This window comes from Pseudomonas alloputida (genome assembly GCF_021283545.2).
Taxonomy (GTDB): Bacteria; Pseudomonadota; Gammaproteobacteria; order Pseudomonadales; family Pseudomonadaceae; genus Aquipseudomonas; species Aquipseudomonas alloputida.
Genome location: NZ_CP128540.1, coordinates 1438369 through 1463706 on the forward strand (window position 1 = coordinate 1438369; position 25338 = coordinate 1463706).

General features: G+C 61.5%; 29 protein-coding genes and 2 tRNA genes. 18 read left to right on the top strand and 13 right to left on the bottom strand.

Annotated elements, in window-relative coordinates:
- The first annotated feature begins 7 nt into the window (after nt 1–7).
- The 8 genes from tolR (at nt 8) to LU682_RS06520 (ending at nt 5888) form a co-directional block, all read left to right on the top strand.
- Nucleotides 8–460 carry a protein TolR gene (tolR, locus tag LU682_RS06485; protein ID WP_003254760.1) on the top strand — a complete coding sequence of 151 codons (453 nt, stop codon included), beginning with the start codon at nt 8–10 and terminating at the stop codon, nt 458–460.
- Nucleotides 460–1578 carry a cell envelope integrity protein TolA gene (gene tolA, locus LU682_RS06490; protein ID WP_010952368.1) on the top strand — a complete coding sequence of 373 codons (1119 nt, stop codon included), beginning with the start codon at nt 460–462 and terminating at the stop codon, nt 1576–1578. Before tolR ends, tolA begins: the two co-directional genes overlap by 1 nt.
- Before the next feature lie 26 nt (nt 1579–1604).
- The gene (tolB, locus tag LU682_RS06495; RefSeq protein ID WP_232857440.1) at nt 1605–2876 is read left to right on the top strand and encodes a Tol-Pal system beta propeller repeat protein TolB; all 1272 of its coding nucleotides are present in this window, start codon (nt 1605–1607) and stop codon (nt 2874–2876) included.
- A 54-nt stretch (nt 2877–2930) separates the two neighbouring features.
- Complete coding sequence (gene pal / locus LU682_RS06500; protein WP_003254755.1) at nt 2931–3431, top strand: peptidoglycan-associated lipoprotein Pal; 501 nt, start codon at nt 2931–2933, stop codon at nt 3429–3431.
- A 6-nt stretch (nt 3432–3437) separates the two neighbouring features.
- On the top strand, nt 3438–4244 hold the full coding sequence (gene ybgF, locus LU682_RS06505) for a tol-pal system protein YbgF (protein WP_003254754.1): 807 nt from the start codon (nt 3438–3440) through the stop codon (nt 4242–4244).
- A 168-nt stretch (nt 4245–4412) separates the two neighbouring features.
- Complete coding sequence (queE, locus tag LU682_RS06510; RefSeq protein WP_003254753.1) at nt 4413–5060, top strand: 7-carboxy-7-deazaguanine synthase QueE; 648 nt, start codon at nt 4413–4415, stop codon at nt 5058–5060.
- Nucleotides 5061–5077: 17 nt separating this feature from the next.
- Nucleotides 5078–5752, top strand: coding sequence for a 7-cyano-7-deazaguanine synthase QueC (queC, locus tag LU682_RS06515; protein WP_010952369.1), 675 nt, complete (start codon nt 5078–5080; stop codon nt 5750–5752).
- Nucleotides 5753–5812: 60 nt separating this feature from the next.
- Nucleotides 5813–5888, top strand: a tRNA-Lys gene (locus LU682_RS06520).
- A 93-nt stretch (nt 5889–5981) separates the two neighbouring features.
- Here LU682_RS06520 and LU682_RS06525 read toward each other — a convergent pair.
- The 3 genes from LU682_RS06525 to LU682_RS06535 form a co-directional block, all read right to left on the bottom strand.
- Complete coding sequence (locus tag LU682_RS06525; RefSeq protein WP_010952370.1) at nt 5982–6941, bottom strand: cation diffusion facilitator family transporter; 960 nt, start codon at nt 6939–6941, stop codon at nt 5982–5984.
- A gap of 80 nt (nt 6942–7021) precedes the next feature.
- On the bottom strand, nt 7022–9088 hold the full coding sequence (gene mcpU / locus LU682_RS30145; protein ID WP_010952371.1) for a methyl-accepting chemotaxis protein McpU: 2067 nt from the start codon (nt 9086–9088) through the stop codon (nt 7022–7024).
- A gap of 66 nt (nt 9089–9154) precedes the next feature.
- Entirely contained in the window at nt 9155–10507 is a 1353-nt protein-coding gene (locus LU682_RS06535) for an APC family permease (RefSeq protein ID WP_010952372.1), read from the bottom strand.
- Nucleotides 10508–10954: 447 nt separating this feature from the next.
- On the opposite strand from LU682_RS06535, the gene LU682_RS06540 reads away from it, so the two are divergent.
- Both LU682_RS06540 and nadA read left to right on the top strand, forming a co-directional pair.
- The gene (locus LU682_RS06540) at nt 10955–12463 is read left to right on the top strand and encodes a YdgA family protein (protein WP_010952373.1); all 1509 of its coding nucleotides are present in this window, start codon (nt 10955–10957) and stop codon (nt 12461–12463) included.
- Nucleotides 12464–12737: 274 nt separating this feature from the next.
- A complete protein-coding gene (gene nadA, locus LU682_RS06545) occupies nt 12738–13796 on the top strand; it encodes a quinolinate synthase NadA (protein ID WP_003254747.1) in 1059 nt (352 codons plus the stop codon).
- Between the two features lie 108 nt (nt 13797–13904).
- Here the strand turns inward: nadA and LU682_RS06550 are convergent, their stop codons facing one another.
- Nucleotides 13905–15341, bottom strand: a complete 1437-nt coding sequence (locus LU682_RS06550) for a M48 family metalloprotease (RefSeq protein ID WP_010952374.1) — start codon at nt 15339–15341, stop codon at nt 13905–13907.
- A gap of 122 nt (nt 15342–15463) precedes the next feature.
- Between LU682_RS06550 and LU682_RS06555 the strand changes: the two genes are divergently transcribed.
- Both LU682_RS06555 and LU682_RS06560 read left to right on the top strand, forming a co-directional pair.
- Nucleotides 15464–15703 (top strand): sulfurtransferase TusA family protein, encoded by a 240-nt coding sequence (locus tag LU682_RS06555; RefSeq protein ID WP_003254745.1) that lies wholly within the window; start codon nt 15464–15466, stop codon nt 15701–15703.
- A gap of 20 nt (nt 15704–15723) precedes the next feature.
- On the top strand, nt 15724–16794 hold the full coding sequence (locus tag LU682_RS06560; RefSeq protein WP_003254744.1) for an AI-2E family transporter: 1071 nt from the start codon (nt 15724–15726) through the stop codon (nt 16792–16794).
- Between the two features lie 35 nt (nt 16795–16829).
- On the opposite strand, the gene LU682_RS06565 is transcribed toward LU682_RS06560, so the two are convergent.
- Nucleotides 16830–17303: a peroxiredoxin gene (locus LU682_RS06565; protein WP_232857434.1), complete on the bottom strand. Its 474-nt coding sequence runs from the start codon at nt 17301–17303 to the stop codon at nt 16830–16832.
- Nucleotides 17304–17314: 11 nt separating this feature from the next.
- Nucleotides 17315–17875: a glycine cleavage system transcriptional repressor gene (locus LU682_RS06570; RefSeq protein WP_003254741.1), complete on the bottom strand. Its 561-nt coding sequence runs from the start codon at nt 17873–17875 to the stop codon at nt 17315–17317.
- Between the two features lie 259 nt (nt 17876–18134).
- Here LU682_RS06570 and dapA point away from each other — a divergent pair, with 259 nt between their 5' ends.
- From dapA to LU682_RS06600, 6 genes are all read left to right on the top strand, one after another.
- Nucleotides 18135–19022: a 4-hydroxy-tetrahydrodipicolinate synthase gene (dapA, locus tag LU682_RS06575; protein WP_003254739.1), complete on the top strand. Its 888-nt coding sequence runs from the start codon at nt 18135–18137 to the stop codon at nt 19020–19022.
- Between the two features lie 15 nt (nt 19023–19037).
- Nucleotides 19038–20159, top strand: coding sequence for an NlpB/DapX family lipoprotein (gene bamC, locus LU682_RS06580; protein ID WP_010952376.1), 1122 nt, complete (start codon nt 19038–19040; stop codon nt 20157–20159).
- Nucleotides 20160–20918, top strand: coding sequence for an MBL fold metallo-hydrolase (locus tag LU682_RS06585; RefSeq protein WP_010952377.1), 759 nt, complete (start codon nt 20160–20162; stop codon nt 20916–20918). It begins immediately after the preceding gene.
- A gap of 30 nt (nt 20919–20948) precedes the next feature.
- Nucleotides 20949–21659, top strand: coding sequence for a phosphoribosylaminoimidazolesuccinocarboxamide synthase (purC, locus tag LU682_RS06590; protein WP_003254733.1), 711 nt, complete (start codon nt 20949–20951; stop codon nt 21657–21659).
- Between the two features lie 91 nt (nt 21660–21750).
- A tRNA-Ser gene (locus LU682_RS06595) sits at nt 21751–21840 on the top strand.
- Between the two features lie 110 nt (nt 21841–21950).
- Complete coding sequence (locus LU682_RS06600) at nt 21951–22928, top strand: integrase (protein ID WP_060489816.1); 978 nt, start codon at nt 21951–21953, stop codon at nt 22926–22928.
- 2 nt (nt 22929–22930) lie between these two features.
- Here the strand turns inward: LU682_RS06600 and LU682_RS06605 are convergent, their stop codons facing one another.
- From LU682_RS06605 to LU682_RS06635, 7 genes are read right to left on the bottom strand one after another with little or no spacing between them, the layout of a single operon-like run.
- Complete coding sequence (locus tag LU682_RS06605) at nt 22931–23179, bottom strand: helix-turn-helix transcriptional regulator (protein WP_060489818.1); 249 nt, start codon at nt 23177–23179, stop codon at nt 22931–22933.
- A gap of 54 nt (nt 23180–23233) precedes the next feature.
- Complete coding sequence (locus tag LU682_RS06610) at nt 23234–23476, bottom strand: hypothetical protein (protein ID WP_060489820.1); 243 nt, start codon at nt 23474–23476, stop codon at nt 23234–23236.
- Nucleotides 23466–24023 (bottom strand): HNH endonuclease signature motif containing protein, encoded by a 558-nt coding sequence (locus tag LU682_RS06615; protein ID WP_060489822.1) that lies wholly within the window; start codon nt 24021–24023, stop codon nt 23466–23468. Before LU682_RS06615 ends, LU682_RS06610 begins: the two co-directional genes overlap by 11 nt.
- Nucleotides 24016–24378 carry a hypothetical protein gene (locus LU682_RS06620; protein WP_060489824.1) on the bottom strand — a complete coding sequence of 121 codons (363 nt, stop codon included), beginning with the start codon at nt 24376–24378 and terminating at the stop codon, nt 24016–24018. The genes LU682_RS06615 and LU682_RS06620 overlap by 8 nt, the downstream gene beginning before the upstream one ends.
- A complete protein-coding gene (locus LU682_RS06625) occupies nt 24375–24518 on the bottom strand; it encodes a hypothetical protein (RefSeq protein WP_177332258.1) in 144 nt (47 codons plus the stop codon). Before LU682_RS06625 ends, LU682_RS06620 begins: the two co-directional genes overlap by 4 nt.
- Nucleotides 24515–25075, bottom strand: a complete 561-nt coding sequence (locus LU682_RS06630; RefSeq protein WP_232108448.1) for a hypothetical protein — start codon at nt 25073–25075, stop codon at nt 24515–24517. Before LU682_RS06630 ends, LU682_RS06625 begins: the two co-directional genes overlap by 4 nt.
- The gene (locus tag LU682_RS06635) at nt 25062–25289 is read right to left on the bottom strand and encodes an Arc family DNA-binding protein (protein ID WP_060489826.1); all 228 of its coding nucleotides are present in this window, start codon (nt 25287–25289) and stop codon (nt 25062–25064) included. The genes LU682_RS06630 and LU682_RS06635 overlap by 14 nt, the downstream gene beginning before the upstream one ends.
- Nucleotides 25290–25338 lie beyond the last annotated feature (49 nt).

A 25338-nucleotide genomic window follows, 5' to 3' on the forward strand; every position in this document is an offset into this window, starting at 1 on the left:
GAAGCCCATGGCCCGAGTTCGCCACAAACGCAAGCCCGTCGCCGAGATGAACGTGGTGCCCTACATCGACGTGATGCTGGTGCTGCTGGTCATCTTCATGGTGACGGCGCCCATGCTCAACCAGGGCGTGAAGGTCGACCTGCCCAAGGTTTCCAGCGAAGCCTTGCCGCAGGACAACAACGTCCAGATCCTCACCATCTCCATCAAGGCCGATAAAACCTATTACTGGAACCTCGGCAGCGAAGTCGATACCGACAAGCAGATGGACAAAGCCATGACCTTGCCGGCCATGACCGACGCCGTGACCAAGATCATTGCTGCCGGCCGTGACCAGGGCAAGCAGACCCAGGTGTTCATTCGTGGCGACAAGGCTGTCGACTATGGCGCGGTCATGGGTGCCATGGGCGGGTTGCAGAAGGCCGGTGTCGGTAACGTTGGCCTGATTACCGAGGCGCCCTGATGCAACAGCGAGAGCCATCCGCCTCGGAAAGCTACTTCTGGCCCAGTGTCTGGGCCATCGGCCTGCATGTGCTGGTGTTCGCCCTGCTGTTCGTCAGTTTTGCCATGACGCCGGAGCTGCCGCCTTCCAAGCCGATCGTTCAGGCTACCCTGTACCAGCTCAAGTCCAAGAGCCAGGCAACCACCCAGACCAATCAGAAGATTGCCGGGGAGGCGAAGAAAACCGCTTCGCGCCAGACCGAAGTCGAGCAGCTGGAACAGAAGAAGGTCGAGCAGGAGGCCGTGAAGGCCGCGGAACAAAAGAAAGCTGACGCCGCTCAAAAGGCCGAAGAGGCCCGCGAAGCCGCCGAGGCGAAAAAAGCCGAGGATGCTGCCAAGGCCGCTGAAGCCGCCAAGGCTGCCGAGGCCAAGAAAGCTGCCGAAGCCAAGAAGGCCGACGAGGCGAAGAAAGCTGCCGAGAAACAGCAGGCCGACATCGCCAAGAAGAAGGCCGAGGACGAAGCCAAGAAAAAAGCCGAAGAAGAGGCCAAGAAAGCGGCCGCTGAAGAGGCGAAGAAGAAAGCCGCCGAGGACGCCAAGAAAAAGGCAGCCGAAGAGGCCAAGAAGAAAGCAGCCGAGGACGCCAAGAAGAAAGCGGCGGCCGAGGACGCGAAGAAGAAGGCAGCTGAAGAGGCCAAGAAAAAGGCCGCTGCAGATGCCCAGAAGAAGAAGGCACAGGAAGCGGCCCGCAAGGCGGCAGAAGACAAGAAAGCCCAGGCACTGGCCGAGCTGTTGTCCGATACCACCGAGCGGCAGCAGGCGCTGGCCGACGAGCAGGGTGACCAGGTGGCCGGCGACTTCGACGACCTGATCCGCATGCGCGCGGCCGAGGGCTGGGCACGTCCGCCTTCCGCGCGCAAGGGCATGACGGTGGTCCTGCAGATCAACATGTTGCCGGACGGTACCATCACCAATGTCAGCGTGGCCCGGTCCAGTGGTGACGGCCCGTATGACAGTTCGGCGGTGGCTGCGGTGAAGAACATTGGTCGTTTGACCGAGATGCAGGGTATGAAGCCGAGCGATTTCAACCAATATCGTTCGTTCAAGATGACATTTACACCTGAGGATCTAGCGTTGTGATTAAACGTCTGAGAGGACTGCTGGTCATGCTCTGCTGCGTGGCAGGCATGGCGGTGGCAGAAGAAAAGAACATCCTGGTTACCAGCGGCAGCGACCGGGCCACGCCCATCGCGGTAGTGCCGTTCGGTCTGCAGGGCGGTAGCGTGTTGCCTGAAGACATCGCCGACATCATCGGCAACGACCTGCGCAACTCTGGCTATTACTCGCCAATTCCGCGGCAGAACATGATCAGCCAGCCGTCGCAGGCCAGCGAAGTGATCTTCCGTGATTGGAAAGCGCTGGGTGCACAGTACGTGATGGTCGGCAGCATCGTGCCGTCGGGCGGTCGCCTGCAGGTGCAGTACGCGCTGTTCAACGTCGCCACCGAGCAGCAAGTGCTGACCGGCAGCGTGGCGGGCAGCACCGACCAGTTGCGCGACATGGCGCACTACATTGCCGACCAGTCGTTCGAGAAGCTCACCGGCATCAAGGGCGCGTTCTCTACGCGCATGCTGTACGTGACGGCCGAGCGTTTCTCCACCAATAACACCCGCTACACCCTCCAGCGTTCGGACTACGACGGTGCGCGTGCGGTGACCCTGCTGCAATCGCGTGAGCCGATCCTGTCGCCGCGCTTTGCGCCAGATGGCAAACGTATCGCCTACGTTTCGTTCGAGCAGAAGCGCCCACGTATCTTCGTGCAGAACATCGATACTGGCCGCCGCGAGCAGGTGACCAACTTCGAAGGCCTGAACGGTGCGCCAGCCTGGTCGCCGGACGGTTCGCGCCTGGCGTTCGTACTGTCCAAGGACGGCAACCCGGACATCTACGTGATGAACGTGGCCTCGCGCCAGATCAGCCGTGTTACTGCAGGCCCGGGTATCAATACCGAGCCGTTCTGGGGTAAAGATGGCAACACCCTCTACTTCACTTCCGACCGTGGCGGCAAACCGCAGATCTATAAACAGTCGGTCAGTGGTGGTGGTGCCGAGCGCGTAACGTTCGTAGGTAACTACAACGCCAACCCGAAACTTTCGGCGGACGAAAAGACCCTGGTAATGATTCATCGCCAACAGGGCTTTACCAACTTCAAAGTGGCGGCACAGGACTTGCAACGCGGAAGTGTAAAGATTCTGTCTGAAACAAGTCTTGATGAGTCTCCCACTGTTGCGCCAAACGGCACCATGCTAATCTACGCCACCCGCCAGCAGGGCCGGGGAGTCTTGATGCTCGTGTCGCTGAACGGCCGCGTGAGGCTCTCACTTCCTACCGCTCAAGGCGAAGTCAGAGAACCGTCCTGGTCCCCTTACCTGAACTGATTGCGGCGTAATACATTTTGCTTAACACACTGGGGTTTCATTAGGAGTTTCACGATGGAAATGCTGAAGTTTGGTAAATTTGCTGCGCTGGCTCTGGCCATGGCCGTAGCTGTAGGTTGCTCCTCGAAGGGCGGTGATAACGCAGGCGAAGGCGCTGCTGTAGACCCTAACGCTGGCTACGGTGCCAACACTGGCGCTGTTGACGGCTCCCTGAGCGAAGAAGCCGCCCTGCGCGCAATCACCACCTTCTACTTCGAATACGACAGCTCGGACCTGAAGCCAGAAGCCATGCGCGCTCTGGACGTTCACGCCAAGGACCTGAAAGCCAACGGCAACCGTGTTGTTCTGGAAGGTAACACCGACGAGCGCGGCACCCGCGAGTACAACATGGCTCTGGGTGAGCGTCGTGCGAAAGCCGTTCAGCGCTACCTGGTTCTGCAGGGCGTTTCCCCTGCTCAGCTGGAACTGGTTTCCTACGGCGAAGAGCGTCCAGTTGCTACCGGCAACGACGAGCAGTCCTGGGCTCAGAACCGTCGCGTAGAACTGCGTAAGTAAGTTCTTATGCGTATGTGCCGCCGTGTAGTAACCGTCCTCGCACTCAGCCTGCCGCTTGCGGCCTGGGCTGAGGTCCCTGTAGTAGATGACAACGCAGGCAGCTATCCGCCTGCGGGTTATGGCACGAGCGGCGCCTATGCCGGGTCAGGGGCTTCGGCCCCTGCCTCTGCACAGGGCCAGCTGTTCATGCAGCTGCAACAGATGCAGGATCAGCTTTCCCGCCAGCAAGGCATCATCGAAGAGCTGCAAAACGATGTGTCCCGCATGAAGCAGGAAAACCTGGAGCGTTACCAGGACCTGGACCGTCGCATCAACAGTGGCGCTGCGCCTGCCGCAACCCCTGACAATTCCTCCGGTGGTGGCGCGTCCAATGCCGCCCCCGATGCCGCAGCAGGTGCTGCTGCGCAACAACCGGCCGGCAGTAGCCAGCCCGGTGATCCGGCGAAAGAGAAGCTCTATTACGACGCAGCTTTCGACCTGATCAAACAGAAAGACTTCGACAAGGCCAGCCAGGCGTTCAACGCCTTCCTGCGCAAGTACCCCAACAGCCAGTACGCCGGTAATGCCCAATACTGGTTGGGTGAAGTGAACCTGGCCAAGGGTGACCTGCAAGGCGCCAGCCAGGCCTTTGCCCAGGTCAGCCAAAAGTACCCGAAGCACAGCAAGGTGCCAGATTCGCTGTACAAACTGGCTGATGTCGAGCGCCGTATGGGCCATACCGACAAGGTAAAAGGCATCCTTCAGCAGGTCGTGACCCAGTACCCCGGCACCTCTGCCGCTCAACTGGCCCAGCGTGACCTGCAGAAGCTCTAGGCGTTGTCGCTGTACCGCTCGAAAGAAACCCGCGCCAGTCGCGGGTTTTTTCGTTAGAATCACTGCCCTTTTTTCGTAAACACGCTGCTGCGGATAACGCTATGTCGAGTCCGCGACAGTGCCTGACGGAGGCGGACAGCCTGTTTAGCTGTCACGCCCGTGGCGAGCATGCAAGACACATTACGCATCACCGAAGTCTTTTACTCTTTGCAGGGTGAGACGCGAACGGCCGGGCTGCCCACGGTATTTGTGCGCCTCACCGGTTGCCCCCTGCGTTGCCAGTACTGCGACAGTGCCTATGCCTTCAGTGGCGGTACCGTACGCACCCTTGATTCGATCCTCGAACAAGTGGCCGGCTTCAAACCGCGCTACGTCTGTGTCACCGGTGGCGAACCACTGGCCCAGCCCAACGCCTTGCCGTTGCTGCAGCGGCTGTGTGATGCCGGTTACGAGGTGTCGCTGGAGACCAGCGGCGCGCTGGATATTGCCGGCACCGACACTCGCGTCAGCCGTGTGGTCGACCTGAAAACCCCAGGCTCCGAAGAGTCGCACCGTAACCGCTACGAGAACATCGAGCAGCTGACACGCAACGACCAGGTCAAGTTCGTCATCTGTTCCCGCGAGGATTATGACTGGGCGGTATCCAAGCTGATCCAGTACAACCTGGCCGAGCGTGCCGGTGAGGTGTTGTTCTCACCCAGCCATCATCAGGTGAACGCCAGTGACCTGGCTGACTGGATCGTTGCTGACAACCTGCCTGTACGCTTCCAACTGCAGCTGCACAAGTTGCTGTGGAACGACGAGCCCGGACGTTGATTGAGGAGCACGTACACATGACAGAAAAACGCGCAGTAATCCTGTTGTCCGGCGGCCTGGATTCGGCCACCGTGGTTGCCATGGCCAAGGCCGAAGGCTACAGCTGCTACACCATGAGCTTCGACTACGGCCAGCGTCATCGTGCCGAGCTGAACGCCGCTGCCCGCGTGGCCCGCGACCTGGGTGTGGTCGAGCACAAGGTGATTGGGCTGAACCTCGACGGCATCGGCGGTTCTGCATTGACCGACAGCAGCATCGACGTGCCGGAAGCCCCGGGTGAAGGCATTCCGGTCACTTATGTGCCGGCGCGCAACACCGTGTTCCTTTCGCTGGCCCTGGGTTGGGCCGAAGTACTGGAAGCGCGCGACATCTTCATTGGCGTCAACGCCGTGGATTACTCCGGCTACCCGGATTGCCGACCCGAGTTCGTCGAGGCCTTCGAGCGCATGGCCAACCTGGCGACCAAGGCTGGCGTAGAAGGGCAGGGCTTCCGCATCCAGGCGCCGCTGCAGAACATGAGCAAGGCGCAGATCGTGCAGGCCGGTATGGCCCGTGGCGTGGACTACAGCCTGACCGTTTCCTGCTACCAGGCCGACGATGACGGCCGCGCCTGTGGCAAATGCGACAGCTGCCGCCTGCGCGCCGATGGTTTCAAGGCCGCCGGTATCGAAGATCCGACTCGGTATTTTTGAAAAAATCGTGATGGGGTGTTGAATTCTCGTTAGAAATCAGTATTATACGCGCCATCAAATGGGTCGTTAGCTCAGTTGGTAGAGCAGTTGGCTTTTAACCAATTGGTCGTAGGTTCGAATCCTACACGACCCACCATACGCAGTACGTGAAAGCCCGCTACCAGAAATGGTCGCGGGCTTTTTCGTTTGCGCTACGGGTTTCGGAAAAAGGGCGCAGAGCGCCCACCAATTACTCGGCCCATTCCGGGTCGCCAGTGAACACCACTGTCAGCCAGCGGTCCGGCCCTTCTCCGCCTACCGCGTCGCCAATCTCGTTGCGCCAGGCATCCCATTCATCGATGGTCTTCGCCGCCATGGTTTTGGGCACGATGAAATACAGCTCGATCTCCCGCGAACGCCCGACCTTGGCGACATAGGCGCGGTAAGATTGCAGGCCATGGCGGGCGACGAAGGCCTTGGCCACCTCATCTACGTGCAGCTTGAGGTCGCCAGGGGTGACCAGGAAGATTTCAGACAGCGCCTGACGCACCACCGACATCGGCAACGGCACGATCACCAGGCACACCAGCGCCAGCACCGCCGGGTCAATATAGGGTGATACCCATTCCAGCGCAGTGCCCTGCACGGCATAACCAAAACAGAAGGCAATCAGCAGTGCGGCAGTGATGCTGGCCGACATCACCCAGCCCTTGACGTCCATGCGCACGAAGTCTGACTTCAGTTTGCGGTTGGCGCGGGCCTCGATGACGGCGATGGTCACACAGGTGATCACCGTCAGCGCCGCGTAGACCATGGCAATGCCGAACTCCAGGTGGCGCCCGCCTTGCAGCAGGCTGCTGACGGCGTTGATCAGCGCGTAGATGGCCACGCCGCCGAGCAGAATGCCGTTGAGTGCCAGTACCATGGGCTCCAGGTGCCAGAAACCCATGGTGAAGCGCTCGCGCAGCTTGCGCGACATCTGCACGCTGGTGGTGTGCGAAGTGATCAGCTTGACCACCACCAGCGACAGCCCGCTCATGCTGGCGTCGACCAGCGAGTATACGCCGTCGAAGACGATGGAAAACGAGCCGGAGGCAAGGCCGAAGGCGATGCCGATGGTGGCGATGAACAGGGTGGCGGCGATCGAGGTGCGTAAAAGCCCTTGTTCGCTGGTGATGTCGAAGAAAGTGGATCGGGTTGGATTAGGCATAAGTTGTGCTCAAGAATAACGATGGTGCGGTGCCTGTCAGGGCCTCTTCGCGGGCGTGCCCGCGAAGAGGCCCTGACAGGCTAGACGCGAAACTGCTCCATCAGCGCCTGCTGCTGGTTGGCCAGCCGGTTCAGGGCTTGGCTGATGCGTGCCGATTCATCGGCCTGCCCAGCCAGTGATTCTGTCACGTCTCGAATGCCGGCCACGTTACGGTTCACTTCCTCGGCCACCGCACTCTGCTCTTCCGCCGCCGAGGCTATCTGCAAGTTCATGTCGCTGATCACCGCCACGGCCTCGCCAATACGCTGCAGTGCCGGTAGTGCCTGCTCCATGCGTGCGGCGCTGTCCTGGGCCTGGCGTTGGCCTGCATGCATGGCCCCGACCACGTCCTGGGTGCCTTGCTGAAGGCCTTCGATGACCTGGCGAATTTCCTCCACCGAAACCTGCGTGCGCTGGGCCAGGCCGCGCACCTCATCGGCAACCACGGCGAAGCCACGCCCGGCTTCGCCTGCGCGGGCCGCTTCGATGGCGGCATTCAGTGCCAGCAGGTTGGTTTGTTCGGCAATGGTGCGGATCACTTCAAGCACCGAGCCGATTTGCCCGCTGCGGTCTTCCAGTGCGCGTGCCTCGTCCATGGCAGTGTTCATGCCGGCGGCCAGGCGGTCGATGCCCTGGCGCGTGCTGTCCACCAGTTGCAACCCTTCCTGGCTGGCCTGATCCGCGGCGCGTGCGGCCTGGGCCGCCTGCGATGCGTTGTGGGCGACATCCAGGGCGGTGGCGCTCATTTCGTTGGCAGCTGTAGCCACCTGTTCGATTTCGCGATGCTGTTGCTGCATGCCGTCGCTGGTCTGGCTGGCAATGGCGGCCGATTGGTCGGCGGTATTGCGGGCCTCCTGCAGCGAGCCTTTGACCTGGGCAATGACCGGTTGCAACTTGTCGAGGAAACGGTTGAACCAGCCGGTGAGCTGGCCCAGTTCATCCTGGTGGGCGTAGTCCAGGCGACGGGTAAGGTCGCCTTCGCCACTGGCAATGTCTTCCAGGCGTGCAGCCACGGCCAGGATTGGCCGGGTAACGCCGCGCGCGGTCAGCCACACCAGCAGCAAACCGGCGATAGCCGTGCCAAGGCCTATCAGCAGGCTGGTGAGGTTGGCGTTCTGGTTATGGGCATCAAGGCGCTGGTTGAGGGCGACAGCAGGGGCCTGCAGCACGCTTTCCGGCAGTTCCAGCACTACCTGCCACGGGGCTGTGTCAGGGATTGGCGTGAAGGGGTGGGCCACGCGCAGCAGGCCGTCGGCTACCGACTTGTCCATGGGCTTGCCGAGCACGCTGTCGTCGCGACTGTTGCCGGCCAGCAGGCCGGCGGCGGTGGCGATGCTCACCTGGCCCTGGCCGTCGAACAGATCGCGGCGGCCGTTCACGCTCAGTTGCTGCAGGTTGGCCAGGCCGATGTCCAGGCCGACCACGCCGACTACCTTGCCGTGTTCCAGCAAGGGCAGAGCGATGCTGGTCATCAGCACCTGACGGCCGTTGACCTCGTCGAGGTACGGTTCGAGCATGCAGGTCCTGGCGGTGTCCTGCGGGCAGGTCAGCCAGCGGTTCTTCGCCGCGCCGTTGCTGCCGATGCTGGTGTCGCCGAGCATCGTTTCCGGCATGGCTTCAAGTTCCAGGGTGCCGGGGCTTGGTTGGGACCAGTACAGCGAGAAACGCCCGCTCTCATTGCTGCCCATGGCGTCCTGGCCGAGGTAGTGGCTGTCCTGCTGGTCCAGGGCATTGGGTTGGAACACCAGGTACAGGCCAATCACATCCGGGTTGCCGGCCAGGCTGGCACGCGCCTGGCGGGTCAGTTCGGCGCGCAGGTCGCTACCACCACGGTCCTTCAGCACCTGTACCAGGCGGGCAAAGCCATTGCCGTACTGGTAGGCGTCCATGAAGTAGCGCTGGATACGCAAGGCCTGGGTTTCGGCGTGGGCCTGCAGGCGCTGGCGGGCGCTGTCTTCGAGCATGGCAGTGTTGGCCTGGTTGACCAGGGCGGCGCTGCGATGGGCCTGGGTCAGCGAAGTGGCGACCAGCAAGGCGACAATGGCCAGCAGGCACAGGCCGGCGAGGAGTGTGATCTTCCACTGGATGGAGAGGCGACGCAGCGGCATGGGGGCTTTCCTTTTCGAACAAATGCAACGCCCGCGATCAGGCGCGGGCGTTGTTGGCAGCGTGGGTCATTCGGCGACGTAGTTGGGCGGTGCCGCGCGGAAGGCTTTGGTCAGCCAGCCCAGGTAGACCAGCCCGAGCGCAGCCCAGATACCGCCAAACATCAGCGAATGTGCGTTCAGGTCCAGCCACAGCGAGACGATGATGCAGAAGCCGATGGTCGGCAGTACCAGGTACTTCAGCTGGTTGGCCAGGCCTTTACGGTTGCCTTCGCGCAGGTAGCAGTGGTTGATCACCGACAGGTTGACGAAGCTGAACGCGACCAGGGCGCCGAAGTTGATGATGGAAGTGGCGGTGACCAGGTCGAAGAAGATCGCCGACAGCGAAATCAGCCCTACCACGGCAATGTTCAGCACTGGCGTCTTGTAGCGCGAATGCAGGCGGGCGAAGACGCTGGCCGGGATCACGTTGTCGCGGCCCATTACATACAGCAGGCGTGACACGCTGGTTTGCGAGGCCAGGCCCGAGGCGATGGTGTTGATCACGGTGCAGGCGATGAAGATCGACTGGAAGAGCTTGCCGCCAACGTACAGGGCAATTTCCGGCAGGGCTGCTTCCTGGTCGTGGAAGCGGGCCATGGTCGGGAAGTAGGCCTGGATGAAGTACGACACGGTGATGAACACCACACCGCCAATCAGTGCGGTGAGGAAGATCGCCCGGGGAATGGTCTTGGCCGGATCGCGGGTTTCCTCGGACAGGCAGGTGACTGCGTCAAAGCCCAGGAACGAGAAGCACAGGATGGTCGCACCGGCGGCCAGGGCGCTGAACTGGGTCTGGCTGTCGGCGAACGGTATCAGGCTCCAGGTGGTACCCAGCCCTTCACCCTGGTCCAGGCCGCGTACGCACAGGTAGATGAACACGGCGATGATCGCCACCTGCACACCCACGAACAGCAGGTTGAAGTGCGCCACCAGGTTCACGCTGCGCATGTTGATCAGGCTGATCAGGGTGACGAAGCCGGCCACCCACATCCACTCAGGCACTTCCGGGAACATGGCCGAAAGGTACAGCTTGGCCAGTAGTGCGTTGACCATCGGCAGCAGCAGGTAGTCCAGTAACGAAGACCAGCCCACCAGGAAGCCCACGTGCGGGTTGATCGCGCGCTGGGTGTAGGTGTAGGCCGAGCCCGACTGCGGGAAGCGTTTTACCAGGGTGCCATAGCTCACCGCGGTGAACAGGATGCCAGCCAATGCCAGGATGTAGGCGCTGGGTACATGGCCAGCGGTGATCCCGCTGACGATGCCGAAGGTGTCGAACACGGTCATCGGGGTCAGGTAGGCCAGGCCGATGATGATCACGTGCCAGAGGCGCAGGGTTTTGCGAAGTTGGCCGTTGCCGGAAGCGCTGTGGTCAGGCTGCATGCTGGCATGGCTCCTGCTGCTTGGCGTAAACGACGGGCACGGTGTATTGCGCATGCGGCAAGGGCGAGCGGGTGGGCTCCATGTTGTTCACCTTTTATGTTGGAGCGGCGGAAGGCGCGGTGGGGGCGCGCAAAGTGGTGAAAATAAAAAACGATGGGTAGGTTGGTGTCAAGTTAAACATGACAAGATGTTGCCAGATTGAAATATCTATCGATTAAATACGGGGTTTGTTCGGTTTTTGCGCGTTTTTTTGCGATTATGATCAATTTGTGTGTTCGTAAAAATTAACGATCCCTTTGCTTGCCGCAGCGTGATGTCGGATGTGTCCGAAAAATGGCATTTCTCGACCTGGGCCAGCACTCGGCCCAATCGGGGGGGGTACTCTTCAATTTCTGCGTGGCCTCTGGCCGCCTTCGAAGCCCTTACGGACAGCAATCGGTTCTATTCATGAAGAAATCAGTTGGCATCCTTTCCGGCCTGGCTATCGCCATTGCCGTCGCAACTACCGCAGGCGCCTGGTACACCGGCAAGCAGCTGCCGGCAGAGCTGGACAACGCCCTTGCACGCAGCAACGCCGAACTCAAAAAGGCCCTGGTCAGTACCGGTGGTAGCATGAGCATCGAGCGTGTGTCGCTGGAGCAGCATCTCTTCAGCAGCACTGCCCAGTACCGGCTCAAGGCTCGCGACATCAATGTGGGGCAGGGCGAGGTGATCAATTTTGACGTGGGCGTGACCGACCAGATCGAGCACGGCCCGTTTCCGTGGTCGAGGGTCAGGTCACTGAAGCTGATGCCGGTAATGGCGGTCAGCAACAGCACGCTGCAGAAGGATGACGCCGTTGCGCCATGGTTCGCCGCTGCGGGTGAAAAGGCCCCGATCAGCGCGCAGACCAGCCTGGGTTACGGCGGCAATGTGGTCAGCCAGGTTCAGCTGGCGCCGCTCAAGTTTGACGAAGCGGATGGCAACAGCCTTGACTTCTCGGGCATGCAGTTCGAAGTCAGTGGGGACAAGGAGGGCAAGGCCTCGAAGTTCCACGGCCAGGCCGACAGGCTGGTGATGAAATGGGTGCATGACGACCAGCCGCCGGCCACCTTCGAGCTCAAAGGGCTGACGTTTGGCGGTAACCTCGCAGCCACCGCGCACGATGCCATCTATGTCGGCAACGTCGATATGGCGTTGGCCGAAACCAAGGTCATCCTTGGGCCGAAACAGCAGGTGCTGCTGATCAAGGGCCTGGAACAGAACGCCTTGCAAACCCTCGAAGGCACGGACACCGTAGGTGGTCGCGCGGAGTACAAGGTCGGTGACATCAGCTGGGATGGCCGCGCGGTAGGCAAGGCGCAGATGGCGGTGAGCGTGACCTCGGTCAACGCCCCGGCGCTGCAGGCCTTGTCGAAGTGGTACCAGTCGCACTTGCCGGAGTTCGAGGCCGCCAGTGCGGCTGGCCAGCCGGTACCGCAGATCCAGATGGACGACGCCGAAAAGGCCCGCTTCCAGGGTGACTTGCAGAAGTTGCTGGCCGCCAAGCCCAGGCTGGCGGTGGAAAACCTGTCGTTCAAGACCGCCAATGGCGAGAGCCGTTTCAACCTGTCGATGGACCTCGCCGCGCCGGCCAGCTTCGACCTGCCGCCGGACCAACTGAGCAAGCAGATCATCACGGAGGTGAAAGGCAAGCTGTCGCTGTCCAAGCCGATGATCGGTGACCTGGCGACCTTGCAGGCCTTGCTGGATGGCCAGACCGACGCCCAAGCGATTGCCATGCAGTCGAGCCAGGCGGGGGAGATGGTCGGCATGATGGCGCTGCAGAGCGGCATGGCCACCGTGCAGGGCGATGATGTGGTCAGCAGCCTGCACTATGCCGATGGCATGGTCGATTTCAATGGCCGAAAAATGACCGTTGAAGAATTTGCCATGTTCATGGCGGCGCATCTGGGGGCCCTGTCGCCGCAGGGGTGATGGTTTCTCCTGTTGCGGCCTCTTCGCGGGTGAACCCGCTCCTACGAGGATTTCACAGTGTAGGGGCGGGTTCACCCGCGAAGGGGCCCGCACAAGCACTACAAAAACCCCTTTAGTAATCGCTGGATTGTCTGTAGCCTTCGGCCTCCGATAATAATCCGCGCCCGCAGAGGGCCGTGGCGGTCAACATGCCGTCCGGCACCCTTAGCCGATCTGCCAGGGCCGGGTGATACACTCGATTTGACGCGCAAGCGCGCCTGCAGGTCCAGCGATCATGACCCAGATTTCCGAACGCCTTTTGGTTCAGGCCCACCTCGACGCCAAGCAGCCCAACCCGCTGACAGCCGAGCAGGAGGCCGAATACCGTGCGGCCATCGCTGCCGAGCTCAAAGCCCAGAATGCCGTGCTGGTTGCCCATTACTACTGCGACCCGGTCATCCAGGCGCTGGCTGAAGAAACCGGCGGCTGCGTGTCCGACTCGTTGGAAATGGCCCGCTTCGGCAAGAACCACCCGGCCGAAACGGTCATCGTGGCCGGTGTGCGCTTCATGGGCGAGACGGCAAAAATCCTCACCCCGGAAAAGCGCGTGCTAATGCCGACACTGGAGGCCACCTGCTCGCTCGACCTGGGTTGCCCGGTGGAAGAGTTCTCGGCCTTCTGCGACCAGCACCCTGAGCGCACCGTGGTGGTCTACGCCAACACGTCCGCAGCGGTGAAGGCACGCGCCGACTGGGTGGTGACTTCGAGCTGTGCCCTGGAAATTGTCGAAAGCCTGATGGACAACGGCGAAACCATCATCTGGGGCCCGGACCAGCACCTGGGCCGTTACATCCAGAAGCAAACCGGTGCCGACATGCTGCTGTGGGACGGTGCCTGCATCGTTCACGAAGAGTTCAAGTCGCGCCAGTTGGCTGACATGAAGGCGCTGTACCCGGATGCTGCGATCCTGGTGCACCCCGAGTCGCCGGAAGCGGTGATCGAGCTGGCCGACGCGGTGGGCTCCACCAGCCAGCTGATCAAGGCTGCCCAGACCCTGCCGAACAAAACCTTCATCGTCGCCACCGACCGCGGCATCTTCTACAAGATGCAGCAGTTGTGCCCGGACAAGGAATTCGTCGAAGCCCCCACCGCCGGCAACGGCGCGGCATGCCGCAGCTGTGCGCATTGCCCGTGGATGGCGATGAACACCCTGGAGCGGGTGCTGGATTGCCTGCGTAACGGCACCAACGAAATTTTCGTTGACCCGGCGCTGGTGCCCAAGGCGATCAAGCCGCTTAATCGCATGCTGGACTTTACCCAGGCGGCGCGGCTGAAGCTGTCTGGTAATGCCTGACGCCAGACCGCGTCATACTCTTCGCGGGCTCGCCCACTCCCACAGATATTGCACCGTTTACCAAGGCGGTGGAGTACCTGTGGGAGCGGGCTTGCCCGCGAATCGCCTTCAGCGCCCCATCATTTCCTGAACCATGCGCCGCTGCTCCATGATCTCGCGCTGGCGCTGGTCAATCTGTGAGGCCAGCGGGAAGTTACCGCCCGCCCGACGCTTGGCGTAATCCAGCTGCTGGATTGCCTGATCAAAGTCGCCTACAAGGGTGAAGTACTCGGCACGCGCCCGGTGCAAGCCAATGGTATTGCCCGACAAGCCACGCACCTCGGCCATGTCGTACCACACATCCGGGTCATCCGGCCGACTCTTCACCAGCTCGTTCAACACCTTCTCGGCCTCAGCCGGCTTGTTCTGTTTCACCAGCAGGTCGGCACGCACCTGTTTCAACGGGTAGTTGCCCGGGTACAGCCCCTGCATCCGTTCGGCGCGCTGCTGGGCGTCGGCAAGACGGTTGTTGGTGATGTCCAGGTCGATCTGTGCCAAGTTGTAGGTGATGTCGTTGGGCGCCTTGGCCAGCAGCGGCTTGAGCATTTCACGGGCCTCGTTCAATTGCCCGCCCTTGACCTGTGCCAAGGCCAGGCCATAACGTGCGGCGTCCAGCTTTGGGTCTTCGTCCAGTTGGGCGCGGAAGCGCTTGGCGGCAAGCCCCGGTGTGCCCTCGTAGATCAGTGCCACCCGGGCGCGGATCAGTTGGTAGCGCATGCTGTCTTCAATGCCACCCTTGGGCGCCTGGTCGGCGCGGTTACGGGTGTCGGCAATACGTGATTCGGTCACCGGGTGGGTCAGCAGGAATTCCGGCGGTTTGGCGTCATAGCGATACTGGCGTGCCAGGCGCTCGAACATGGTCGGCATGTTGCGTGGATCGTAGCCGGCTTTTTCCAGGTTCTGGATACCGATGCGGTCGGCTTCCTGTTCATTCTGGCGCGAGAAGCGCCGTTGCTCCTGAATGGCCGCTGCCTGGGTGCCGGCAATCATGCCGATGCCCGCATCGCCGGCACCACCTGCGGCCAGCACGATGCCGGCCAGCAGCGCCGCCATCATCGGCAACTGCATGCGCTGCTGGGCCTCGACACCCCGCGCGAAGTGGCGTTGCGACAAGTGCGCCAGTTCGTGGGCCAGTACCGAGGCATATTCGCCCTCGGTCTGGGCGTTGAGGAACAGCCCACCGTTGACCCCGACAATGCCACCCGGGGCGGCAAAGGCGTTCAGCTCGCGGCTGTCGATCAGGATGAATTCCAGGCGCCGGTCCTGCAGCTGGCTGGTTTCGGCCAGCTTGTACACGCTGGTTTCGACATAGTCCTTGAGCTGTGGGTCATTGAGCTGATTGACCTGGCCGCGCAGCAGGCTGAGCCAGGCACGGCCCAGTTGGTGCTCCTGTTGCGGCGAGACGATCGCAGAACTGGCATCACCCAGTGATGGCAGGTCGTCAGCATGGCCGGGAAGGGCCATCAGGCAGGCCAGCGTCAGCAGGGTAGGGCGCAGTAGATTCATGCATGAAGCTCGCGTCGGATCAAAGATACCTACTGTAGCGGGCTCACACGTTGACGACCAGTGGCGCTATCCTAGCCAGCCATGCCAAGAAGCAGCCTGGCGATGCCTTTGGAGACCCCGCGATGAGTAACACCCTGACCTGCGACGCCGAACTGGACGCCAGCGGGCTGAATTGCCCTTTGCCACTGCTCAAGGCCAAGATGGAGCTCAATCGCCTGGCCAGTGGCGCGGTGCTCAAGGTTATCGCCACGGACGCAGGCTCCCAGCGCGACTTCCGCACTTTCGCCCAGTTGGCCGGTCATACCCTGCTGCAAGAAACGGCCGAGGCCGGTACCTATACTTACTGGCTGCGCAAGGCCTGAGTCTTTTCCAAGGATCGTCAATGTTCAAAGTGCTTCGCGACTGGGTGCAGCGCTACTTCTCCGATGAGGAAGCGGTGGTGCTGGCGGTCCTGTTGTTCCTGGCTTTTACCGCCGTGCTCACCCTGGGCGGCATGCTCGCGCCGGTGCTGGCGGGCATGGTGCTGGCGTTTCTGATGCAGGGGCTGGTCAACGCCCTGGAGCGCGTGCGCGTACCTACACGGCTGGCGGTGATGCTGGTGTTCGCCTTGTTCATGGGCGCACTGGCGGTGTTCATGCTGGTGCTGGTACCGCTGCTGTGGCACCAGCTGATCACGCTGTTCAACGAGCTGCCGGGCATGCTCGGCAAGTGGCAGTCGTTGTTGCTGCTGCTGCCGGAGCGCTATCCGCATCTGGTGTCGGACGAGCAGGTATTGCACGCCATTGAGTCGGTGCGCGGTGAAATTGGCAAGTTTGGTCAATGGGCGCTGACCTTCTCGCTGTCCAGCCTGCCACTGCTGGTCAATGCCATGATCTATCTGGTGCTGGTGCCGATTCTGGTGTTCTTCTTCCTGAAGGATCGCGAACTCATTGGCCGCTGGGTCAGCGGCTACCTGCCGCGCCAGCGCACCTTGCTGAACAGGGTGGGCAGCGAGATGAACCGGCAGATCGCCAACTACATCCGTGGCAAGGGTATCGAGATTCTGATCTGCGGCATTGCCACTTACATCGCCTTCATCAGCCTGGGGCTCAATTACGCAGCGCTATTGGCGTTGCTGGTGGGGCTGTCGGTGGTGGTGCCTTACGTGGGCGCGGTGGTCGTGACCGTGCCGGTGACCCTGATTGCGCTGTTCCAGTGGGGCTGGGGTGACCAGTTCATCTACCTGATGACGGTGTACGCGATCATCCAGGCGCTGGATGGCAATGTGCTGGTACCGCTGCTGTTCTCCGAAGCGGTGAGCCTGCACCCGGTGGCGATTATCTGCGCGGTGCTGCTGTTTGGCGGGCTATGGGGGTTTTGGGGGATATTCTTCGCCATCCCGCTGGCGACGCTGATCAAGGCCGTGCTGGATGCGTGGCCCAAGCAGGAGCCTAGCGTTTCACCGATGCTTTGAATGTAATTGGGGCTGCAAGGCAGCCCCATTCAATTTCAAGCCTTGTTCAAGGCTTGGGCGGCCGCCAATACGGCATCCACATGCCCGGGCACTTTCACGCCACGCCATTCCTGGCGCAGCACCCCGTCCTTGTCGATCAGGAAGGTGCTGCGGTCAACGCCCATGTACTCCTTGCCATACAGCTTCTTCAGCTTGATCACGTCGAACAGCTGGCACAGGGCCTCGTCCTTGTCGCTGATCAGCTCGAACGGGAAGCCTTGCTTGGCCTTGAAGTTCTCGTGCGACTTGATGCCATCACGCGACACACCGAATATCACGGTGTTGGCCGCGGCGAAGGCGTCGTGCTGGTCGCGGAAGCCCTGGCCCTCGGTGGTGCAGCCTGGGGTGCTGTCCTTGGGGTAGAAGTACACCACCACCTGCTGGCCCTTGAGTTCGGCAAGGCTGACGGTTTGCTCGCTGGTGGCCTGGGCCTGGAAGTCGGCGACAGGTTGGTCGAGTGCTACAGCCATGATCGGTTTCCTTACATAGGGTTCTGTGGACGCCATGGCTCGATCAGAGCGTCGAGGTTCAGGGCATCGGCAAAGTCCAGGAACTGGTCGCGTAGCCAGCTGATCTGCGTGCCGGCCGGCAGAATCACGGTGAACTGGGCGTTGAGCATGCTGCTACCGGTTTGCGGCGCCAGGTAGGTGTCGCAGGTCATGGCTTCCAGCTCGACGCGGTGGTCAAGGAAGAACTGGCACAGCTCGTTGATGATGTCCGGGCGGTAGGCAGCGCTCACGTAGGCCACATACGGAAGGGCCTGCGGGCGCACTTCCTGGTCCGCGCTGCGGACCACGTCGAGGGTCAGGCCGTGCTTCTTGCCCAAGCCTGGCAGGGTGGATTCGAGACGTGCCAGGGCGTCCCAGCTGCCGCCCACCTGCAGCACCAGGGCGCTGGTCTCGCCGTGGCGGCTCAGGCGCGAGGTGACCACCGCGCAGCGGTTTTCGAAGGCAGCGCGGCTGAGGACGTTGGCCAGCTCCATGGGGTTCGGGCCCAGGGCACTGATGACAAGGAATTGTTCGCGGACGGTGGGGGTGGACATGCAGCATTCCTAAAGCGATGAGCGGTCGGCACAGGACGGGCAAATGCCTCCTGTCGGCAGGGCCCGGGGCTCGCATGCGAGGTCTTGGACGCTGGCGGGGAGCAAGGTCGACGGCCCGGCGGGCCGCGCTGCACCGATCAAAGGGCCAAGGGTAGCGAAATAAGCCGCCGAGGGGAATGCTCCACCCGCCTGCTTCGCTTGTGCAAGGTCGATGCCCCCAGTACCATTACCGCTCTCTTTTTCCGGCAGGAGCAGTTACATGATTGCGGGCAGTATGGTGGCATTGGTCACACCCATGGATGCACAAGGGCGTGTTGACTGGGGCAGCCTCGACAAACTTGTAGACTTCCACCTGGAAAACGGCACCCATGCGATCGTCGCTGTCGGCACCACCGGTGAGTCGGCCACGCTGGATGTCGAAGAACACATCCTGGTCATCAAGCACGTGGTCGAGCGCGTCAAACGCAGCGCCAAACCGATTCCGGTCATCGCCGGCACCGGTGCCAACTCCACCGCCGAAGCCGTGCACCTGACCCAGAACGCCAAGAATGCTGGCGCCGACGCCTGCCTGCTGGTTGTGCCGTACTACAACAAGCCGACGCAAGAAGGCCTGTACCAGCACTTCAAGCACATTGCCGAAGCCGTCGACATCCCGCAGATCCTCTACAACGTTCCCGGCCGTACCTCCTGCGACATGCAGGCCGAGACCGTGATCCGCCTGTCGACCGTGCCGAACATCATCGGCATCAAGGAAGCCACGGGCGACCTGGCCCGCGCCAAGGCCATTCTCGATGGCGTCAGCAAGGACTTCATCGTCATGTCCGGCGACGACCCGACTGCCGTCGAGCTGATCCTGATGGGCGGCAAGGGCAACATCTCCGTCACCGCCAACGTCGCTCCGCGCGAAATGGCGGACCTGTGCGAGGCCGCCCTTGAGGGCAATGCCGAGAAGGCCCGCGCAATCAACGAAAAACTCATGCCGCTGCACAAGGACCTGTTCTGCGAGTCCAACCCGATCCCGGTGAAATGGGCGCTCGTCGAAATGGGCCTGATGCAAAAAGGTATTCGCCTGCCACTGACCTGGCTGAGCGAAGGCTGCCACGAAAAAGTCCGTACTGCCTTGCGCCAGTCCGGCGTACTGGTTTAAGAGGAAGTACACCGCATGAAGCGACTGGCTGGTCTTTCCGCCCTTGCCCTGATTATCTCCACCACCAGTGGGTGTGGCTGGCTGTGGGGCGAGGATGGCTATTTCCGCGACCGCGGCAGTGACTACCTGCAGGCGCACCCGACCGCGCCGATGCAGCTGCCGCCGGACGCCAGCAACGTCAAACGCCTTGACCCGCTGCTGCCGATTCCGCGTAACGTCGCTGACGATACCGTCAAGGGTGAGTTTGAAGTGCCTCGCCCGCAACCGTTGACGGGCGGTGCCGCCCAGGTCACCGACTACAGCCTGCAGCGCAGCGGCAGCAGCCGTTGGGTGCTGGCCCAGCATTCGCCAGCCGAAGTGTGGCCGGTTGCCCGGCAGTTCTTCGAGGACAACGGCTTCCGCATTGCTGAGGAGCGCCCGCAGACGGGTGAGTTCAATACCGCCTGGCAGCGTTTCGATGAACTGTCGGCATCGCTTGGCCAGCGTCTGGCCAGCACTGCCAGCAGCGGCGACAGCGAGGTGCGCGTACGTGTGCGCATGGAGCCTGGCGTGCAGCGCAACACCTCCGAAGTGTATGTGGTCAGCGTCGAGCGCCCGGCGGGCAGCACTGCCGAGCCTGCGTTCCCATCCACCTCCATCAATACCGGCACCGATGCCCTGCTGGCCGACGAAATGCTTGCCAGCATGAACCGCAGCGCCGAGAAGGGCGGTTCGGTGTCGCTGCTGGCCGCGCGCGATTTCGACGCACCAAGCCGCGTCAGCCTGAGCGAAGACGGCAGCGGCAACCCGGTGCTGTACCTGGGCTCCGACCTGGACCGCGCCTGGTCTGGCGTGGGCCGTGCCCTGGAGCAGGGTGGCGAATGGCGGGTTGAGGATATCAACCGCAGCCTGGGCCTGTACTACATCAACCTGTCCGAAAAGCCTGACGACAAGCAGAACCAGCCGGGCTTCTTCAGCCGCCTGTTCGGCAGCGAGCCGACCAAGGAAGAGCGTGAAGCCCGTGCCGAGCGTTACCAGGTTCGCCTGAGCAAGGTGGGTGAGAGCGTGCAGGTCACGGTCGAGAAAAACATCAACACCGTGGCTCCGGCCGATGTCGCCCGCCGCGTGCTGAGCGCTATTCAGGACCACCTGGGCTAAGTGCGCTTCGCGGTACTCGGAAGCGGCAGCCAAGGGAACGGCACGCTGATCGCCAGTGGTGACACGTTCATCCTGGTCGATTGCGGCTTTTCCCTGCGTGAAACCGAGCGGCGCCTGGCGCTGCTCGGGGTTTCTGCAGCTCAGCTCAGTGCAGTGCTGGTCACCCACGAACATGCCGACCACGTGCATGGGGTCGGCTTGCTGTCACGGCGCTACAATGTACCGGTCTACCTCAGCCAAGGGACTTTGCGCGGCATGCGCAAGCCGGTGGAGGTGGCCGGTTTTCTCGCGTGTGGCCAAAGCCTGCATATCGGCAGCCTGGAAGTAACCGCAGCGCGGGTCGAGCACGACGCCTACGAGCCGTTGCAGTACGTGGTCAGCGACGGCAAGCGGCGCTTTGGCATGCTGACCGACCTGGGCTCTTACGACGCGCTGTTGCTGGAGCGTTACCAGGGCCTGGATGCACTGCTGATCGAGGCTAACCACTGTCGCGACCTGCTGGCACGTGGTCACTACCCGGCTTTTCTGAAGCAGCGGGTGGGTGGCATGCAAGGGCATTTGAACAACCACCAGGCTGCGCGCCTGGTGCACGAGTTGGGCTGGAACAACCTGCAACACCTGGTGCTGGCCCACCTCAGCAGCAAGAACAACCTGCCACACTTGGCCCGCCAGTGCTTTGTCGACACCCTCGGGTGTGACCCGGACTGGCTCCAGGTGGCGAATCAGGAACACGGGCTCGACTGGCGCGAAATCGCCTAGCCCAACACCTCAAGCAAGCGGAGCCCAATCATGGAAAAACGCGAAGAACTTTACCGCGGCAAGGCCAAATCGGTTTACAAGACCGACGACGCCGACCGCTTGATCCTGCTGTTCCGTAACGACACGTCGGCGTTCGACGGCAAGCGTATCGAACAACTCGACCGCAAAGGCATGGTGAACAACAAGTTCAACGCCTTCATCATGCAGAAACTGGAAGAAGCCGGCGTGCCGACCCAGTTCGACAAGCTGCTGGGCGACAACGAGTGCCTGGTGAAGAAGCTGGACATGATTCCGGTCGAGTGCGTGGTGCGTAACTACGCTGCCGGCAGCCTGGTCAAGCGCCTGGGCGTGGAGGAGGGCATCAAGCTGGAGCCGTCCACCTTCGAGCTGTTCCTGAAGAACGACGAGAAGGGCGACCCCTTCATCAACGAATCCCACGTTGTCGCGTTCGGCTGGGGCACCGCCGAGCAACTGGTGGAAATGAAGAAGCTGTCGTTGAAGGTCAACGAAGTGCTGAGCAAGCTGTTCGATGACGCCGGCCTGCTGCTGGTCGACTTCAAGCTGGAGTTCGGCGTATTCCACGGCCAGATCGTGCTGGGCGACGAGTTCAGCCCGGACGGCTGCCGCCTGTGGGACAAGGAAACCCGCAAGAAGATGGACAAGGACCGCTTCCGCCAGGGCCTGGGCGACGTGATCGAAGCCTACGAAGAAGTTGCCAAGCGCCTGGGCGTGCCGCTGTAAGCGGCACGTTCACGCAAGCGCCTGATACCACGCGATTTTTTTGAAAAAAAGATTTGCGTTTTAAAAGAACGCTGGTATGATGCGCGGCATTGGAGAGATGCCGGAGTGGTCGAACGGGACGGATTCGAAATCCGTTGTACTGGCAACAGTACCTAGGGTTCAAATCCCTATCTCTCCGCCATATTGAAGGCCCCGAGCGCTGTATAGCCCTCGGGGCCTTTTTCATTTGGGGGAATTTTGGGGGAATGGGGGAGCGTGTATTTCCCCCAAGCGTTCGCTATCATTTCCCCCATGGCCTACTACGAGAAGCGCGGGGACGCCTGGCGCGCCCAGATCCGCCGCAAAGGATATCCAACCCTTTCCGCCACCTTTGATACCAAGGCAGAAGCCCAGCGATGGGCCGCTGAGATCGAAGGTGATATGTCGCGTGCGCGTTTTGTCGACATGCGCGAGGCCGAGAGCACCACGCTCGCTGAGGCCCTGGACCGCTACCTGTCAGAAGTCACTTCCACCAAGAAGGGCGCCAAGCAAGAGCAGGTCCGCATCAAGAAATGGAAAGAGCACAAGCTGGCCAGCAAGGGCCTTGCCGCGATCCGCTCGAGCGACATGGCCGCGTATCGCGATGCTGAGCTCAAGGAAGGGAAGTCGACGGCGACAGTGCGCCTCAACCTGGCGGTGATCAGCCATCTCTACACGGTGGCCACCAAGGAATGGGGTATCGAAGGACTGACCAACCCGTGCCGAGCTATCCGGATGCCCAAAGGCAGCAAGGAAAGGGATCGACGCCCGACGCCGGCCGAGCTCACCGCGCTGTACAAGGCAGCCGGCCAGATGAATGCCCAGCTTCCGGTGTTCATTGAGTTGGCGGTGGAGACGGCGATGCGCCGGTCTGAGCTGTTGATGCTGCGCCACGACCAGGTGCGCGGCAAAGTGGCCTATCTGGAAGAGACCAAGAACGGCGAGCGGCGTGCCGTGCCATTGTCCTCCCGGGCGATCGCTCTGCTGGAGGGGCTGCCCACGCCGATCGGTGGCGGCCGGTACTTCAACCTGGCCCTCAACACGATCAGCAACTACTTCCCCCGAGCCTGCATAGCCGCCGGGATTGAAGGCCTGCGCCTTCACGACTTGCGCCATGAGGCGACCAGTCGTTTCTTCGAGCGCGGCTTCACGATGATGGAGGTCGCGAGTATCACTGGTCACAAGACCCTGGCGATGCTCAAGCGCTACACACACCTAAGCCCGCAGGACCTCGCCGAGAAGCTCGGCTGAGGTCAGGCAACCCAGAGCGAGGGCGGATCTTTCCGCTTCCGCCCCGGCTTCGGCTTCTGGTGCTCCCCGTCCCGATACTCGCGCAGGAACTTGCGCACGTCCTCTTTCAGCCAGCAATGCCGGTTGCCCATCTTGAAGCTTCTGGGTAGCCACGGCACGCCGCGGCGAATCCCCTCCCTGATTGACGCCTCGGTGCGGCCCAGCAGCTTGGCCAAGCCCTCGACCGTCAACACTTCAGTTTCTTCGCTCATACCTTACTCCTAGCCTGACGCGTCAGGTTTTGGTTGTCACGCTGACCTGTCACGTCAGGTTCGTTTCGCTGGCGGTAGGGCTGGCTTCGACTCAATGAACGAGCTGGCAGAGTTCTCGCCGCCGATGTGGCGGAAATAGTCGATCTCGACCTTTGCGCTTTCAATCAGCACACGACTGATATCCGAGACTGACTGGGCGCGCTGAACCTCTTTGGCCAGGTTTTCGTCATCGGCCTCGCGCACTGCTTCTAGCTGGGCAAATAGATGGTCGCGAAGGTCGCTGAGCTTATTTTTCATTCCGGGTCTTCCTCTTGATCTCTTTTTTCAGTTCGTTCTGCAGATGGAGGATGTCAACGATCTCCTCCGGTAGGTCCTTGTAATGTTTGTTTCTGCGCAGCTGGTTTTCGGAGAATGTTCTGAGGCACAGGTTCTCCAGGATTGTGTTCCTTACGTTCCCGTCCTTGGCTGCGACAATCATTCCTTCTGGTACTGGTCCGTTGGCTTGCTCCCAAACGTGCGTGTGCAGGGGCTTCCAAACGTCGGGCTGGGCAACTTTTATCAGGATGTACCGACCCTTTCTGTGAGTTGCTCCTATTGGCCTAGGTTGCTGACCAGGCTGTATCCCAAGGGCCTCGCAGGTCGTAAGGAAGGTCTGCCTTGATATCGCTGATCGGTGTTCTTTCGTCTTCGTGATTCCGAAGCCGGCTGCCCTCAGCGTGATGGCCGTCTTTGTCCGGCCTGGTAGCAAGACGCAAAGTTGCTTGTTGGTTTTGCTGGGATAGAACTCGCGAAGAAGTGCATCTTCCGCCTCAGTCCAGCGCTTGACTGGCCCGCGCCTAGTCATGGCTTGCTCCGGCCTGTAGTTCTCCGATAACCGATTGGATGCCGGCCACATAGCTGCCTGGCCGGCCTGCAGTCGCGCCGTTCAATCGCTCTACCACTACCTCGACCGGAGAGCCTCGCAGCGAGGCGACCAAATCAATCGCCCAGTTCCTCGCTTCCAAGTACATGAAGCGATTGATGGGTCCGGCCAGAGGCTGTGCCCGGCCAGAAAATTTCCGGGCCGGCTCTGCAATCTGCGCAGATGGGAGCTTTGCAGCCGACCTCGATGCGACCGAGTTGATCTGCCCGCGACCCCGCTTGAGCCCCATCGATTCGATGATCTCCATCGCAGCTGGGCTGACATCGCGATGGCTCATGAGCACCCCCGGAAGTGGTCGGCCAGCACTCGGCGCCCGTCCAGGCCGCAGGCGGCGGACAGGTCGAGAACCTGTCCAAAGGTTGTCTCACGCTGCTGCAGAGCATCCCACAGCAGAAGCAGCAGGCCGGCCTGGCTCATGGCTGCTGCTCCTGCACCACCTGCTGCTGCATGGCCTGCACGCGAAGTGCGGTGTCGATCTCCTGGTCCAGCTCTTCGCCGGATAGCCAGTTATCGCCACGCACCACCAGCAGGTCTTCATCGGGGTCTTCGATGCGCTCGCGGTCACGCAGCAAGCGGTACCGGCGTGCGTCGGCCACCAGTTTGACGTGCTCGTCGATGCTGAACTCCTTGCAGAATGCCGGCTGGCCTTTCTCCGCCATGTAGCGCATCGCTTCGTTGATGTCGCTGTACTGCAGGTCTCCTTCGACCACAACGTTCCGCAGTGCTACCGACATGAAGTCCAGCACCTGCGCGTCACTCCAAGGCGCATACACGTACGCAGTCCCTTGCGAGCTCGCACCTATCAGGGATTGCTCAAGCTCTGCCTGCAGGTCGCCACCGCTGGCGCCGGCGATCACCGCCAGGCCGCGGCCGATCGATACGTGGGCACCGCGGAGGGCGAACGGCAGGATCTGCTCAAGGCTTCCACCCTCGGGCGCTTTCAAAACCAAGGTGATACGGTCAGGCGCTTGCATGTTGAACCCCCTTGGATTCTGCTGCCTGGGCCAGCGCATCGAGGAGGGCGTTGGCGCGGGCGCGTCCATCCAGTTCGTTGCGAATCGCGGTGATGATCAGGGAGTTCATCGAACGGTCGTCTGCGTCTGCTGCCGCTGCAACCTGGTCACGCATGCCATCCGGCAGTCGAACCACGAACTTGTCCGCCTCGCGGGAGCCGTATTCAAAGGCCATGGGCCACCTCCTTATTTACCTGCACGGCTTGTTCCTCAGCCAGCAGCTG